20 protein-coding genes and 1 tRNA gene are annotated in these 13,703 nt (G+C 54.3%); 2 read left to right on the top strand and 19 right to left on the bottom strand.

All coding sequences use genetic code 11. The features are described from left to right. The first annotated feature begins 64 nt into the window (after nucleotides 1-64). Entirely contained in the window at nucleotides 65-1,579 is a 1,515-nt protein-coding gene (istA, locus tag RAN89_RS04705) for an IS21 family transposase (RefSeq protein ID WP_313868473.1), read from the top strand. Then, entirely contained in the window at nucleotides 1,569-2,381 is an 813-nt protein-coding gene (istB, locus tag RAN89_RS04700) for an IS21-like element helper ATPase IstB (RefSeq protein WP_313868472.1), read from the top strand. The genes istA and istB overlap by 11 nt, the downstream gene beginning before the upstream one ends. A 587-nt stretch (nucleotides 2,382-2,968) precedes the next feature. Here istB and RAN89_RS04695 read toward each other — a convergent pair. From RAN89_RS04695 to RAN89_RS04605, 19 genes are all read right to left on the bottom strand, one after another. Continuing rightward, nucleotides 2,969-3,045, bottom strand: a tRNA-Met gene (locus tag RAN89_RS04695). 22 nt (nucleotides 3,046-3,067) lie between these two features. Beyond that, on the bottom strand, nucleotides 3,068-3,463 hold the full coding sequence (gene rplQ / locus RAN89_RS04690) for a 50S ribosomal protein L17 (protein ID WP_087496076.1): 396 nt from the start codon (nucleotides 3,461-3,463) through the stop codon (nucleotides 3,068-3,070). Nucleotides 3,464-3,547: 84 nt separating this feature from the next. Next, nucleotides 3,548-4,537, bottom strand: a complete 990-nt coding sequence (locus tag RAN89_RS04685) for a DNA-directed RNA polymerase subunit alpha (RefSeq protein WP_087496075.1) — start codon at nucleotides 4,535-4,537, stop codon at nucleotides 3,548-3,550. A gap of 106 nt (nucleotides 4,538-4,643) precedes the next feature. Then, complete coding sequence (gene rpsD, locus RAN89_RS04680) at nucleotides 4,644-5,267, bottom strand: 30S ribosomal protein S4 (protein WP_087496074.1); 624 nt, start codon at nucleotides 5,265-5,267, stop codon at nucleotides 4,644-4,646. Nucleotides 5,268-5,348: 81 nt separating this feature from the next. Continuing rightward, on the bottom strand, nucleotides 5,349-5,753 hold the full coding sequence (gene rpsK, locus RAN89_RS04675; RefSeq protein ID WP_029706489.1) for a 30S ribosomal protein S11: 405 nt from the start codon (nucleotides 5,751-5,753) through the stop codon (nucleotides 5,349-5,351). 19 nt (nucleotides 5,754-5,772) lie between these two features. Further along, nucleotides 5,773-6,138: a 30S ribosomal protein S13 gene (gene rpsM / locus RAN89_RS04670; protein WP_087496073.1), complete on the bottom strand. Its 366-nt coding sequence runs from the start codon at nucleotides 6,136-6,138 to the stop codon at nucleotides 5,773-5,775. Nucleotides 6,139-6,162: 24 nt separating this feature from the next. Beyond that, on the bottom strand, nucleotides 6,163-6,276 hold the full coding sequence (gene rpmJ / locus RAN89_RS04665) for a 50S ribosomal protein L36 (RefSeq protein ID WP_012348927.1): 114 nt from the start codon (nucleotides 6,274-6,276) through the stop codon (nucleotides 6,163-6,165). 129 nt (nucleotides 6,277-6,405) lie between these two features. Further along, the gene (secY, locus tag RAN89_RS04660) at nucleotides 6,406-7,716 is read right to left on the bottom strand and encodes a preprotein translocase subunit SecY (protein WP_313868471.1); all 1,311 of its coding nucleotides are present in this window, start codon (nucleotides 7,714-7,716) and stop codon (nucleotides 6,406-6,408) included. 22 nt (nucleotides 7,717-7,738) lie between these two features. After that, a complete protein-coding gene (gene rplO, locus RAN89_RS04655) occupies nucleotides 7,739-8,170 on the bottom strand; it encodes a 50S ribosomal protein L15 (protein WP_087497363.1) in 432 nt (143 codons plus the stop codon). 10 nt (nucleotides 8,171-8,180) lie between these two features. Beyond that, nucleotides 8,181-8,363, bottom strand: a complete 183-nt coding sequence (gene rpmD / locus RAN89_RS04650; RefSeq protein ID WP_087496071.1) for a 50S ribosomal protein L30 — start codon at nucleotides 8,361-8,363, stop codon at nucleotides 8,181-8,183. 14 nt (nucleotides 8,364-8,377) lie between these two features. Then, nucleotides 8,378-8,902: a 30S ribosomal protein S5 gene (gene rpsE / locus RAN89_RS04645; RefSeq protein WP_313868470.1), complete on the bottom strand. Its 525-nt coding sequence runs from the start codon at nucleotides 8,900-8,902 to the stop codon at nucleotides 8,378-8,380. Between the two features lie 17 nt (nucleotides 8,903-8,919). Then, the gene (rplR, locus tag RAN89_RS04640) at nucleotides 8,920-9,285 is read right to left on the bottom strand and encodes a 50S ribosomal protein L18 (protein WP_313868469.1); all 366 of its coding nucleotides are present in this window, start codon (nucleotides 9,283-9,285) and stop codon (nucleotides 8,920-8,922) included. A gap of 11 nt (nucleotides 9,286-9,296) precedes the next feature. Then, a complete protein-coding gene (rplF, locus tag RAN89_RS04635; protein ID WP_313868468.1) occupies nucleotides 9,297-9,830 on the bottom strand; it encodes a 50S ribosomal protein L6 in 534 nt (177 codons plus the stop codon). Between the two features lie 20 nt (nucleotides 9,831-9,850). Next, complete coding sequence (gene rpsH, locus RAN89_RS04630; RefSeq protein WP_087496067.1) at nucleotides 9,851-10,246, bottom strand: 30S ribosomal protein S8; 396 nt, start codon at nucleotides 10,244-10,246, stop codon at nucleotides 9,851-9,853. Nucleotides 10,247-10,264: 18 nt separating this feature from the next. Next, nucleotides 10,265-10,570 carry a 30S ribosomal protein S14 gene (gene rpsN / locus RAN89_RS04625; RefSeq protein ID WP_087496066.1) on the bottom strand — a complete coding sequence of 102 codons (306 nt, stop codon included), beginning with the start codon at nucleotides 10,568-10,570 and terminating at the stop codon, nucleotides 10,265-10,267. Nucleotides 10,571-10,578: 8 nt separating this feature from the next. Further along, entirely contained in the window at nucleotides 10,579-11,118 is a 540-nt protein-coding gene (gene rplE / locus RAN89_RS04620; protein WP_087496065.1) for a 50S ribosomal protein L5, read from the bottom strand. A gap of 2 nt (nucleotides 11,119-11,120) precedes the next feature. Beyond that, nucleotides 11,121-11,441, bottom strand: a complete 321-nt coding sequence (gene rplX / locus RAN89_RS04615; protein ID WP_087496064.1) for a 50S ribosomal protein L24 — start codon at nucleotides 11,439-11,441, stop codon at nucleotides 11,121-11,123. Between the two features lie 9 nt (nucleotides 11,442-11,450). After that, nucleotides 11,451-11,819, bottom strand: a complete 369-nt coding sequence (gene rplN, locus RAN89_RS04610) for a 50S ribosomal protein L14 (RefSeq protein ID WP_313868467.1) — start codon at nucleotides 11,817-11,819, stop codon at nucleotides 11,451-11,453. A 184-nt stretch (nucleotides 11,820-12,003) separates the two neighbouring features. Then, nucleotides 12,004-13,611, bottom strand: coding sequence for a glycerol-3-phosphate dehydrogenase/oxidase (locus RAN89_RS04605; protein ID WP_313868466.1), 1,608 nt, complete (start codon nucleotides 13,609-13,611; stop codon nucleotides 12,004-12,006). Nucleotides 13,612-13,703 lie beyond the last annotated feature (92 nt).

The raw sequence follows: 13,703 nt of genomic DNA, 5'->3' as shown, positions 1-13,703 counted from the left end.
ACTGAGCCACGTTATCCACAATCCTTGCTTCATTTTTAAGCAGGGGTACATAGGAGTGATAGACGTGGGAACCCTCAGCAAACTCAGACGTATGGTGTTACGTGAGAACGTATCCGTGCGCGAAGCGGCCAGACGGCTGCGTATCTCCAGGAACACCGCAGCCAAGTGGTTGAATGAATCACAGATGGTGGAGCCGCGCTACCCACAGCGCGCAGCTGTGCCAAGCCTGCTGGATCCGTATCGAGAGCAATTGGCCAATTGGCTCAAAGCCGACAGTTACCGTGGCAAACATGAGCGCCGTAGTGTGCGGGCTTACTTTGAGGCGATCCGTGCCATGGGTTTTACCGGCAGCAAGAATCTGGTTTATGGTTTTTGCAGCAACTGGCGGCAAGAGCAGGCCAACGTCCCGCGCAATGCGGGGTTTGTGCCGCTGAGCTTTGAACTCGGCGAGGCATTCCAGTTTGACTGGAGCTGCGAATACGTAGTAATTGGGGGCTTGCGCAAACGTCTGGAAGTGGCGCACACCAAGTTGGCGGCAAGTCGGGCGTTCGTGTTGGTGGCTTACTTCACCCAGTCGCACGAGATGCTGTTTGACGCACACAACAAAGCCTTTGAAGTGTTTGGCGGTGTGCCCAAGCGTGGCATCTACGACAACATGCGAACGGCCGTGGACAAGGTGGGTAAAGGCAAGGAGCGCAGCGTCAATGCCCGGTTTGAATCGATGACAGGGCACTACCTGTTTGAGGCCGAGTTCTGCAACCGCGCAGCGGGCTGGGAGAAGGGGCGCGTGGAGAAGAATGTCCAGGACCGGCGTCGGCACATCTGGCGGGAAGCGGCCGAGAAGCGCTGGACCAGTCTTGCCGAGCTCAATGACTGGTTGCTGCAGGCCTGTCAGGACAGTTGGGCAGAACTGAGCCACCCGGACTGGCCGGAGCTCACGGTGGCCGATGTCATGCAGGATGAGCGTAGCCGTTTGATGGCCTTGCCCAAGGCATTTGACGGCTATGTGGAGCAACCTTTGCGGGTCACCTCCACGGCGCTAATCCACTTCCAGCGCAACCGCTACAGCGTGCCTTGTGAATGGGTGAACACGGTAGTGAGTCTGCGGGCGTATCCAGAATTCCTTCGCGTGGTGGACAGCCACGGCGAAGTGGTTGATCTGGTTCGCAGCTTTGAGCGTGATCAGACCTTCTATGACTGGCGCCACTACATCAGCCTGATAGAGCGCAAGCCCGGTGCCCTGCGCAACGGCGCCCCCTTCAAGACCATGCCCGAGCCACTTCAGGAGTTGCAACGGCAGTTACTTAAGAACGCGGGAGGGGACCGCGTGATGGCGCAGGTGCTCAGTGCCATCCCTATGCATGGCCTGGACACTGTTCTGGTGGCCATCGAGATTGCGCTGGAAGGAGGACGTGCGAGCGCCGAACATGTCATCAACACGCTGGCCCGGCTCAAGGATGGCGCACGCCCGTTGGCAGTGCTTCAAATTGATACGCCGCTGACATTGCAGACTCCGCCACTGGCCAACGTATCGCGCTACGACAGTCTGCGCACCCAGGAGGCCCGCCATGTCCAATGACATCGTTGCCGCTCTGAAGTCCTTAAGCCTGCATGGCATGGCCAGCGCGTGGCCGGAGGTGCTGGGTACCGCACGCATCAAGACGTTGGACCATGAAACAGTGCTACACCAGGTGCTCAAGGCGGAATCTGCACAGCGTGAGGTGCGCTCCATGGCCTACCAAATGCGGGTGGCGAGATTCCAATCACACCGTGACCTTGCTGGGTTCGACTTCAGCCAGGCTAATGTTGATGAGGCTTTGGTTCGCGATCTGCACCAAATGAAATTCTTAGAGTCGGCTCATAACGTTGTTCTGATTGGCGGGCCAGGCACTGGCAAGACGCATCTGGCTACCAGTCTTGGGGTTGCAGCAATTCGCAACCATGGCAAACGGGTGCGGTTCTTCTCTACGGTCGAGTTGGTCAACGCCCTGGAACTGGAGAAGACGCAGGGGAAGTCAGGACAACTGGCCTACCGACTGATGTATGTGGACATGGTGATCCTGGATGAGATGGGTTACCTGCCGTTCACCCAGTCCGGTGGTGCTCTGCTGTTCCATCTGCTGTCCAAGCTCTACGAACGAACCAGCGTGGTGATCACTACCAACCTGAGCTTCTCGGAATGGGCCAACGTGTTTGGGGACGCCAAGATGACCACCGCGCTATTGGACCGGCTGACCCATCACTGCCATATCGTGGAGACCGGCAATGACAGCTGGAGGTTGAAGAACTCCAGTGCGCAGGCTAAGCCAGCACGCAAAGGCGGCAAGGCAAAAACACAGAAAGGAGACGCGCCAGATGTAGACTTATCCACAATCGAGTAGCCAAAAATACCTTTAAACCAGGTGGCTCAATATTCGATTGGAATCTGGCTCAGTTTGACGCTGGAATCAACACCCATGAGGGCCCAATGCATGTTCTTTTTGTGGCCCAAGTGCAGTGTTTGCACGCTCGCTGTTTTCGCACGCGACTATGACATATCGGCAGCGCCAATCAACCAGCGTGAGCATAGGGAAAACCCTGTCGGGATATTTGCAATTGCATAGCCGAGCGCTGTTGGCCGTCCCTTTAGAAGCCGACTGACAGGGCGATGGTGCAGATGTCTAGTCAATCAGCGATCGCAGCAGTGAATGAACTTTGAGTTTGCTGACATGAAGATTCAACAACGAACGTCGCTTGCCAGCTCAAAATCCGGTGAATACGGCTGAAATTGGTGCCAATGCGGTGCCGGAAACAGGACACCAGTGAACGGCGACACCTAGCCCTGAGCGGAATTTGCCCAATGGTCCAAACTTCTTCAAAGCCCTTCCGGATGGGCACGACCGGGGCACAGAATGGGCACAGATTGGGCACAAAACAAAAAAGGCCCACCGAAGTGAGCCTTTGCTGCCGTGGAATTCCACGTGTCTATTGGTTGCGGAGGCTAGATTTGAACTAACGACCTTTGGGTTATGAGCCCAACGAGCTACCAGGCTGCTCCACTCCGCGTCAAGACTTGAATTATAACCTATTAAGCTTTCACTTCTTCAGAAGTTGCAGAAACTTCTTCAGAACGCTCAACCAATTCCACCAATGCCATGGGCGCGTTGTCACCAACACGGAAACCCATTTTCAAAATACGTGTGTAGCCGCCTGGGCGCGCCTTGAAGCGAGGACCCAAAACGTCGAACAACTTGGTGACGCTGTCACGATCACGCAGACGATCGAATGCCAGACGACGGTTTGCCACGGTAGCTTCTTTAGCCAAAGTGATCATGGGCTCCACTACACGGCGCAATTCCTTGGCCTTGGGTACAGTGGTTTTGATGACTTCGTGTTCGATCAACGAATTCATCATGTTGCGCAACATAGCCAAACGGTGTGAGCTAGTGCGGTTAAGTTTACGAAGACCGTGTCCGTGACGCATATTAATTTCCTTCAGTTTTATTAACAGGCAGCCGTATCAGGTACTGCCTGTGGCACGGAACCCTGTAAAGGGTTCAGATACGAGTTAACGCTTTTCCAAAGAAGCAGGGGGCCAGCTCTCCAGCTTCATTCCCAAAGTCAGCCCACGGGAGGCCAATACTTCCTTGATTTCGTTGAGAGACTTGCGACCCAGATTAGGAGTCTTCAGCAGCTCATTTTCTGTGCGCTGAATCAAATCACCGATGTAGTAGATGTTCTCGGCCTTCAAGCAGTTCGCAGAACGAACTGTGAGTTCCAACTCATCCACTGGACGCAACAGAATCGGATCGAATTGCGTATTGCCACGTGGCGCAGGTGCGGTGAACGCATCCAACTCGCTACCTTCCAACTGTGCAAACACTGCCAACTGTTCGACCAAGATTTTGGCGGAAGCGCGAACTGCATCTTCTGCTGTCACAGCACCGTTAGTCTCAATCTCAACAACCAACTTGTCCAAGTCAGTACGCTGTTCTACACGAGCGCTCTCGACGGTGTAGCTCACACGGCGAACAGGCGAGAACGAAGCGTCCAGCACAATGCGGCCAATTGACTTGTTTGGCTCGTCAGCGTAGCGGCGCATGCTGCCAGGCACGTAGCCACGACCTTTTTCAACCTTGATCTGCATATCCAACTTACCGCCATGCGACAAGTTTGCAATCACGTGCTCAGGATTGATGATCTCAACATCATGAGGCGTTTGAATGTCAGCAGCAGTAACGACACCTTCGGTGTCCTTACGCAGGCTCAACGTAACTTCTTCGCGGTTGTGCAACTTAAAGACTACGCCCTTAAGGTTCAACAAGATGTTCACTACATCTTCTTGAACACCGTCGATAGAAGAGTACTCATGCAACACGCCGGCAATTGTCACCTCAGTCGCAGCGAAGCCAGGCATGGAGGACAACAACACTCGACGCAAAGCGTTCCCAAGTGTGTGACCATAACCACGCTCAAAAGGCTCCAGAGCCACTTTGGCGCGATTCGGGCCAAGTTGCTCAACGCTGATCGACTTAGGCTTCAACAAATTGTTTTGCATGCAAACTTCCTCTCAATACCCCCGACTCGTTACATCGGTAAGGCTGGTGAAGTACCTTTGCCGCAGTGCCCCGCAGCAAAGGAACGATTACAAAAACCCGAAACGATTAGCGGGAATACAATTCAACGATCAATGATTCGTTGATGTCAGCACCGAATTGGTCACGATCAGGAACAGTCTTGAAAGTGCCTTCGGCCTTTTCAACGCTCACCTCAACCCATGCGGGCAAACCGACTTGTTGGGCCAATTGCAGGGCTTCAACGATACGATTCTGTTTTTTGGACTTCTCGCGGACAGCGATAACGTCACCGGCCTTCACCATGTAGGAAGGAATGTTCACGGGGTTACCGTTGACAGTGATCGCTTTGTGAGAAACCAGCTGACGGGCTTCTGCGCGTGTGGAGCCAAAACCCATACGGTATACAACGTTGTCCAGACGGGATTCCAACAGAACCATCAAGTTGGCGCCGGTGTTACCACGACGACGATCTGCTTCAGCAAAATAGCGGCGGAACTGGCGCTCCAACACACCGTACATGCGCTTTACTTTTTGCTTTTCACGCAATTGCAGACCGTAGTCAGAAGTACGGGCACCAGAGGTGCGGCCGTGCTGGCCTGGCTTGGAGTCAAATTTTGCCTTGTCAGCGATAGAGCGGCGTGCGCTCTTCAAAAACAGGTCTGTGCCTTCGCGGCGGGAAAGTTTGGCCTTGGGGCCTAGGTAACGTGCCACTTGATCTTCCTTTTATGTCATCTGACGCGTAGAAACGCGCGAGCCACCAACAAAAGTTGGTGGCGGTGGGCTTGGTTTAAATTAAATACGGCGGCGCTTTTGAGGGCGGCAACCGTTGTGCGGCACGGGGGTCACATCTGCAATCATGTTGATGCGGATACCCAGTGCAGCCAAGGCGCGAACCGAAGACTCGCGACCGGGGCCGGGGCCCTTGATCTCAACGTCGAGGTTCTTGATGCCTTGTTCCAGAGCTGCGCGGCCAGCCACTTCAGATGCTACTTGGGCAGCAAACGGAGTGGACTTGCGGGAGCCCTTGAAACCCTGACCACCGGACGATGCCCAAGACAACGCGTTGCCCTGGCGATCGGTGATGGTAATGATCGTGTTGTTGAACGAAGCGTGCACGTGAGCGATGCCGTCGGCAACGTTCTTGCGAACCTTTTTGCGAACGCGCTGTGCTGCGTTATTAGCGGGAGCCTTTGCCATAGTGGTCTCTCAATCCCTATTATTTCTTCAAAGACGCAGCTGCCTTACGAGGGCCTTTGCGTGTACGTGCGTTCGTGCGAGTACGTTGACCACGCATCGGCAGGCCGCGGCGGTGACGGAACCCGCGGTAGCAACCAATGTCCATCAAACGCTTGATGTTCATGGTGGTCTCACGGCGCAAATCACCCTCAATTGTAAACTGAGCGATTTGGTCGCGGATTTTCTCAAGATCGGAGTCAGTCAAGTCTTTGACTTTCTTCGAGTAAGCGATGCCACAGGCTTCGCAAATCTTGCGTGCGCGGGTGCGTCCGATACCGAAAATAGCTGTCAAGCCGATTTCGGAATGTTGGTGCGGCGGAATGTTGATGCCAGCGATACGTGCCATTTTCGTCCTCTAAAACTCTTGCAATTAACCCTGACGCTGCTTGTGGCGTGGATCTGTACAGATCACGCGCACAACGCCTTTGCGTCGGATGATTTTGCAGTTGCGGCAAATTTTCTTGACCGAAGCCGAAACTTTCATTTTCTTCTCCTAAAACTCTTCGCCCAGTCCCGACTTTGATTCGCGCGGAACAAGCGCTCTAACTTGCTATCTGAATGCCGCGCTGCCTGGCAAGCAAGCTGCACGCACTCCCTCGATGACTTACTTGTATCAAGAAGCCTTGAAATTCGCCTTCTTGAGCAGCGATTCATACTGCTGAGACATCATGTAGTTCTGGACTTGAGCCATGAAATCCATGGTGACAACAACAATAATCAGCAACGAAGTTCCTCCGAAGTAGAACGGCACGTTGTACTTCAATATCAAGAACTCAGGCAACAAACACACGAACGTGATGTAGATCGCACCAGCAAGCGTCAAGCGAACCAAAATCTTGTCAATGTATTTGGCAGTTTGGTCTCCTGGCCGAATGCCGGGGATAAATGCGCCGCTCTTCTTCAGGTTGTCCGCTGTTTCGCGGCTGTTGAATACCAAGGCCGTGTAGAAAAAGCAGAAGAACACGATAGCTGCCGCATACAGCATCACATAAACAGGTTGACCTGGACTGAGCGTGCCGGCAATGTCTTTCAACCACCGCATTGAATCGCCAGTACTGAACCAATTTGCAATCGTTGCAGGCAACAGAATGATGGATGACGCAAAGATCGGAGGAATAACGCCAGCCATGTTCAGCTTCAATGGCAGATGGGAAGATTGCCCACCATACACCTTGTTGCCTACTTGACGACGGGCATAGTTCACAAGAATCTTACGCTGTCCCCGCTCCACGAACACGACAAAGTACGTGACCAGTGCAACAACGACCACAATCAGCAAAGCCACGATGATACTCATCGAACCAGTGCGCACCAGCTCCAGCAATCCCCCGACAGCATTCGGCAATCCAGCCGCGATACCACCGAAGATAAGGATGGAGATTCCGTTACCCAGTCCCCGCTCTGTAATCTGTTCACCCAACCACATCAGAAACATGGTCCCGGCTGTCAGAGTCACGATGGTAGTCATGCGAAACCCAAAGCCAGGAGATATCACCAAGCCTGCAGACGCCTCTAACGCAACAGCAATTCCCAAAGACTGGAACAAAGCCAAGCCCAAGGTACCGTAACGGGTGTATTGCGTTATCTTGCGACGACCGCCTTCGCCCTCTTTCTTCAACTGCTCAAAAGCTGGCAACACATAGGTCAACAGCTGCATGATGATCGAGGCTGAGATGTAGGGCATTATGCCCAGCGCGAAGATCGTGAAGCGAGACAAGGCGCCACCGGAGAACATATTGAACAAGCTCAATATGCCGCCTTGTTGACCCTTAAACAGTTGTTGCAGTTGTGCGGGGTCAATGCCTGGGACCGGGATATGCGCCCCCAAGCGATAGACCACCAGCGCCAGCAACAAGAAAACAAGCCGGCGACGCAGGTCGCCGAACTTGCCTGCTTTGGCTGTTTGAGCTGCAGTTGTAACCACTCGTTTACTTTCGTAAAACTAATTAGGCTACTGCGCCGCCAGCGGCTTCAATAGCAGCTTTGGCACCAGCAGTTGCACCGATACCGCTCAGCTTCACTGCTTTAGTGATCGCACCGGTATTGATAACCTTCACCACCTTGGCCAGCTCACCGACTGCACCCGCTTGCTTCAGGGCAACGAGGTTGACCTCAGCCAAACCCAAAGCTTCCAAGGCAGTCAACGTGATCTCAGCATTGAACTTGAGCAAATGCGACTTGAAACCGCGCTTTGGAAGACGACGATGCATGGGCATCTGACCGCCTTCAAAGCCGACTTTATGGTAGCCGCCAGAGCGAGACTTTTGACCTTTGTGACCACGGCCGGCTGTCTTGCCCAAACCGGATCCGATACCACGGCCGACACGACGCTTGGCGTGCTTGGCGCCTTCAGCGGGCTTGATGTTATTCAGTTCCATCATCAACCTCTTAGAGCACCTTGACCAGGTAGCTGATCTTGTTAATCATGCCGCGCACTGCAGGTGTATCCTGCAGTTCGCTCACGCTGTTGAGCTTGCGCAGACCCAAGCCACGCACAGTGGCGCGATGCGACTCTTTCGTTCCAATCGGGCTACGCACCAATTGAATCTTCACAGTTTGTTGTGTTGTCATTTTGAAGTCCCCGATTAAGCGAAGAGTTCTTCAACAGTCTTGCCACGCTTGGCTGCAACTTCTGCAGGTGTCGTAGACACAGACAGAGCATCCAAGGTCGCACGAACCATGTTGTAAGGGTTGGAAGAACCGTGGCTCTTGGCCACGATGTCTGTAATGCCCAGAACTTCGAAAACAGCGCGCATAGGACCACCAGCAATAATGCCGGTACCCTTTGGAGCTGGCGCCATCATGACGCTAGCTGCGCCGTGGTGACCCATCACCTTGTGGTGAATGGAACCATTCTTCAAAGTAACCTTGATCATGTTGCGACGGGCTTCTTCCATGGCTTTCTGCACTGCTGCAGGAACTTCCTTGGATTTACCTTTGCCCATGCCGATACGACCATCGCCGTCGCCAACCACCGTCAGAGCAGCGAAACCGAGAATACGGCCGCCCTTCACAACTTTGGTCACGCGGTTGATCGCGATCATTTTCTCGCGCAGACCGTCCTCAGGACCCTCGGCCTTACCTTGCATTTTTGCTTGAACTTTAGCCATCTTAATTTCCGATCTGCTTAGAACTGCAAGCCAGCTTCACGCGCGGCATCTGCCAGCGCCTTGACGCGACCGTGGTAGGCGAAACCGGAGCGGTCAAACGCCACTTTTTCGATACCGGCGGCCTTCGCTTTTTCAGCGACGCGCTTGCCAATGATCTGTGCTGCAGCGACGTTGCCGCCTTTGCCAGTTGCACCCAGGGACTTGCGAACTTCTGCTTCAGCAGTCGATGCGCAGGCAATGACTTTGCCGCCGTCGCCGGAGACAACGCTGGCGTAGATGTGCAAGTTTGTGCGTGTAACGGTCAAACGTGCTACGCCTTGCGTTGCAATGCGGATTCGGGTCTGACGTGCCCGACGAAGACGCTGCTCTTTTTTGCTCAACATGTTGCAGCTCCTTATTTCTTCTTCGTTTCTTTGATCGTAATCTTCTCATCCGCATAGCGGATGCCCTTGCCCTTGTAAGGCTCTGGGGGACGAATCGCACGGATCTCAGCGGCGATCTGACCTACGCGTTGGCGGTCAGCACCTTTGATCAAGATTTCAGTAGGAGTGGGAGTGGCCACAGAAATGCCAGCAGGCATTTCGAGATTCACCGGGTGCGAGTAACCGACAGCCAAGTTCAACTTGGTGCCTGTAGCTTGCGCCTTGTAACCCACACCAATCAGGCTCAGCTTGCGCTCAAAGCCCTTGGTTACGCCAACCACCATGTTGTTGACCAACTGGCGGATAGTGCCGGTCATTGCGTCAGCTTCACGGGATTCGTTAGCAGGTTGGAAGCTGAGCTTGCCAGCTTCGTTCTGGATGTTCACCAGGCTGTTTTGAGCCAGTTGCAGAGTGCCGCCAGCGCCCTTTACGCTGATCTGATCAGCCTTGATGGACACTTCAACACCAGCAGGTACGGTGACGGGGAGTTTGCCTACGCGGGACATTGTTTCTTACTCCTGTAGCGTTAAGCGACGTAGCACAGCACTTCGCCACCGACACCGGAAGCGCGCGCTTTGCGATCAGTCATAACACCCTTGGGTGTAGTCACGATAGCAACGCCCAAGCCGTTTTGGACTTGAGGGATTGCATCGCTGCCGCGGTAAACACGCAGGCCAGGACGGCTTACGCGCTCAATACGCTCGATCACAGGGCGACCGGCGTAATATTTCAAAGCAATTTGCAGCTCAGACTTGCCGTCTTCAGTGGATACCTTGAAGCCGTCGATATAGCCTTCTTCTTTCAACACTTGCGCAATTGCGATCTTCACTTTGGAAGAAGGCACGGACACGGTTGTTTTTGCAACCATCTGTGCATTGCGGATACGTGTCAACAGATCGGCGATGGGATCACTCATACTCATGTTCGGTTCTCCTATCGCTTACCAGCTGGCCTTGGTAATGCCAGGAATTTCTCCGGCAAAAGCCATTTCACGAATCTTCGCACGACCCAGACCGAAGTGCTGGAACGTTCCACGGGGACGACCCGTGATGGAGCAGCGGTTACGCTGGCGAGTGGGGTTTGCGTTGCGAGGCAACTTTTGCAGACCCAGACGGGCTGCTGCACGCTCTTCGTCAGAACGCTTTGCATCACCTGCGATTGCCTTCAGTTCCGCGTATTTTTTAGCGTACTTGGCAGCCAACTTGTCACGTTTGAGCTCGCGCTCGATTAAAGCCATTTTAGCCACAGGTCACCTCAGTTCTTGAACGGGAAACGGAAGCCAGCGAGCAGTGCCTTGCACTCTTCGTCGGTCTTTGCCGTTGTGGTGATGCTGATATTGAGGCCGCGCAAGGCATCAACCTTGTCATATTCAATCTCAGGGAAAATGATCTGCTCTTTGACGCCGATGTTGTAGTTACCACGGCCATCAAAAGCGCGACCCGAAATACCACGGAAGTCACGGACGCGGGGCAGAGCCACGGTCACGAAACGATCGAGGAATTCGTACATCTGCACGCCGCGCAAAGTCACCATGCAACCGATTGCCTGGCCTTCGCGGATCTTGAAACCAGCGATAGCTTTCTTGGATTTGGTCACCACGGGCTTCTGCCCAGCGATCTTGGTCAGATCGGACACTGCGTGATCCATCACCTTTTTGTCAGCAACGGCTTCGCTCACACCCATGTTCAGGGTAATCTTGGTCAAACGTGGCACTTGCATGGGCGAGGTGTAGCCAAACTTGGCTGTCAACTCAGGCGCCACTTTTTCGCGGTAGTGTTGTTGTAGACGTGCCATGTTTATGCCACCTTGATTTCTTCGCCGCTGGACTTGTAAACGCGAACGCGTTTGCCGTCAGCCAGCACCTTGATACCAACACGGTCAGCCTTGCCGGTTGCTGCATTGAAAATGGCAACGTTGGACTGGTGAATAGGCATGGTCTTTTCAACGATGCCACCGGTTGTGCCCTTCATGGGGTTTGGCTTGGTGTGCTTTTTCACCAAGTTGATGCCCTCGACGACTACGTGAGAGTCGTCAGCGCGCAAGGAGATCACTCCGCGCTTACCCTTATCGCGACCTGCGATAACGATGACTTCGTCGCCTTTGCGAATCTTGTTCATGGCGGGTCCTTACAAAACTTCAGGAGCCAGGGACACGATCTTCATGAACTTTTCAGTGCGCAGTTCGCGGGTCACTGGTCCGAAGATGCGGGTGCCGATAGGCTCCAACTTGGCGTTGAGCAACACAGCTGCGTTGCCGTCGAATTTCACCAAAGAACCGTTGCCACGGCGGATGCCCTTGGCAGTACGAACCACTACAGCGCTATAGACCTCGCCTTTTTTGACGCGTCCACGGGGAGCAGCTTCTTTGATGGAAACTTTGATGATGTCGCCGACGCTTGCATAGCGACGCTTAGACCCGCCCAGCACCTTGATGCAGAGAACGGATTTCGCGCCGGTGTTGTCGGCAACTTCCAGTCGAGATTCAGTTTGGATCATTTCATTATTCCCAACTTGCACCTGGAGCTGCTTTGCCACACTGGCAACTACAAAACCAAGTCAGTCTTGGGCCCGCTATCCACCGCACAAACCACTTGCACGACTTCTATTTGGGCAGAACCTTCAGCTTTTTCAAGCGAAGCCCACTATTGTGCCAGCCTTGATTTCTGACGTCAACTACTTTTTATGCAGGAATTTCGGTGTATTGAGCCGCCAAAGCGATAAATTCAGCCTCTTTGGGAGGCAAACCTGTCTCCTCCACAAGAATTCTGGCCACTTCGGGCGCCAAACGGGCTGCAAGCCGGGCATCCAAAAACAATACACGCGCCCTGCGGGCAAGCACATCTTCTACCGTCACCGCGTATTCATAACGCGCTGCGAAACGGACCATGGCCTCGGTCAGACCCGGCGCCAGCTCTACCCCTCTACCGGGTAGCGCATGCACTGCCGGATAGTCCAACCCGTAGGAGTGCGCCCCTTGCGGCATGGACATAGCGCTTTGTCGAACGCCCACGCCGTCAGCACCTTGGAGGCGCAAATGCACGGTAGCACCAGCCGCACGGGCTTCCAGCAGGTTCTTTTCTGCACACTTGGCAAGCACGTCCTCTGCCATGGCCCGATAGGTCGTCCACTTTCCGCCGGTAACCGTCACCAAACCGCTTCGGCTCACCAGCACCGTGTGCTCCCGGCTGATGGCTTTGGTGTTTTCGCCATCATCCTCCTGGGGCTTGACCAGTGGGCGCAAGCCCACCCAGATGCTCCGTATGTCCTCCGTGGTAGGCGCTTTCTTCAGATAGCGGGCTGCCTCTTCTAATATGAAAGCAACCTCTTCCTTGAAGGGCCTGGGCTCGCGATCTAAATCATGACGCGGGGTATCGGTAGTACCCAAAATGACTTTTCCGAGCCACGGCACCGCAAAAAGTACGCGTCCGTCCTGGGTCTTGGGAACCATCAGGGCCGTATCGCCCCCCAGGAACTCCCTGTCCACCACAATATGTACACCTTGGCTGGGCGCTACCATGGGTTTGGTCTTGCTACGGCCGTCGTGGGGATTGGCCTCACCGTCTTTCTCACGCAAAGCGTCCACCCAAACCCCGGTTGCATTGACGACGCAGCGCGATTGAATCGAGAACTTGCGCCCCCCGATGGTGTCCTCACACAAGACGCCACACACCTTGCGAGCCTCATACTGCAGCTGGGTTGCTTTGCAGTAGTTCACGACCAAAGCACCTTTGGCGGCTGCGGTACGCGCCAAAGTCAGCGCCAGCCGCGCATCATCAAACTGGCCATCCCAGTACTTGACGCCGCCCTTGAGCCCTCCGGTTGCCACTTGCGGAATCAGATTGCGGGTTTGATTGACGCCCAAAAACTCAGTTTTACCCAAACCGGCCTTCCCCGCCAACAGGTCATACGCAGTCAGCCCAGCGCCGTAAAACGGCGTTTCCCACCATTTATAGGAGGGCATGACAAAGGCCAATGGTTGAGCTAGGTGCGGGGCATTGCGCAGCAATGTCGTCCGCTCGTGCAGTGCCTCGCGCACCAAGGAAATGTTGCCTTGGGCCAAATAGCGCACACCTCCGTGCAAAAGTTTCGTTGCACGGGAGGACGTGCCTTTGGCAAAGTCGTGCGACTCGATCAACACCACACTGAAGCCACGAGCTGCAGCATCCAGCGCAACCCCCAAGCCGGTAGCGCCTCCGCCCACCACCGCAATGTCGTAAACCTTGGGCTCGGCCAAGCGATTCAACAGGTCTTCCCGGCGAGTGGGCAAGGGGGGGGCGTAGGGTGTCATGAGGTCTGGTGAAATAGAGTGCAGTCAGTAATCGTATTCGTTATTTTTCTTTTTGTCACTTATATGATTCGTTTTTGTTCGTTTATAGTGCG

The sequence above is a fragment of the Rhodoferax mekongensis genome (assembly GCF_032191775.1).
GTDB lineage: Bacteria > Pseudomonadota > Gammaproteobacteria > Burkholderiales > Burkholderiaceae_C > Allorhodoferax > Allorhodoferax mekongensis.
This window is presented reverse-complemented; position numbering and strand designations above follow the sequence as displayed.